This is a genomic window from Arthrobacter sp. ZGTC131 (assembly GCF_002929275.1).
In the GTDB taxonomy this organism is placed as follows: Bacteria; Actinomycetota; Actinomycetes; order Actinomycetales; family Micrococcaceae; genus Arthrobacter.
This window is the reverse complement of sequence record NZ_PJIK01000084.1, coordinates 1-586: the sequence shown is the minus strand read 5'-3', so window position 1 is coordinate 586 and position 586 is coordinate 1. Positions and strand designations below refer to the sequence as shown.

Below are 586 nucleotides of genomic sequence, written 5' to 3'. Positions count from 1 at the left end.
GCAGGTCTCCCCGGGTTCCACCTTGCCGCCGGGGAATTCCCACATGCCCGCGTACTGTTCGGGTGCGGTGCGCCGGGCGGCCAGCAGTTTCGTGGGGGCAGCCAAGCTGTCCACGAGCGCGGCCCCAACAACTTGCTTCAATTCGGAAATAGACACGGAAAGAGTCTACGGGCCGCCCTGGACTAAGCTTGTCCTGACAGCGCTGTTGCGGTGAACCGCCCAGCTCCCGGAGATCATCAACCCGGGGCCCTGCGCGTCCTTCCCCGCATTCTTTGTTTCGGTCCACGCACCCGGGCGCCGTCCATCCGCTCAACCGCATCCTTTCCGAAAGAGTTCCATGTCTCTAGCACCCGCACTCAATGCCAAGCGGGCTTCCCATGCCGTCTTCGCCCTCGCGGTTGGCGGTTTTGCCATCGGCACCACCGAGTTCGCGATCATGGGCCTGCTGCAGGAAATGGTCACCGATCTGGGCATTTCCGTGCCTGCCGGCGGCCACGTCATTTCTGCTTACGCCCTGGGCGTGGTGGTCGGTGCCCCCGTCCTCGCAGCACTGGGCGCACGCATGCCCCGTAAAAAGCTGGCCGTG

Annotated in this window: 2 protein-coding genes; one reads left to right on the top strand and one right to left on the bottom strand. The window is 64.5% G+C overall.

Features of this window, described 5'->3' with window-relative positions; genetic code table 11:
• Positions 1 to 150: NUDIX domain-containing protein (locus tag CXQ90_RS21795; RefSeq protein WP_181038677.1), on the bottom strand; the 150-nt coding region annotated here is incomplete at its 3' end.
• A 187-nt stretch (positions 151 to 337) separates the two neighbouring features.
• Between CXQ90_RS21795 and CXQ90_RS21790 the strand changes: the two genes are divergently transcribed.
• Positions 338 to 586, top strand: a 249-nt coding sequence (locus CXQ90_RS21790) for an MFS transporter (protein WP_368783947.1), incomplete at its 3' end; no start/stop codon positions are given.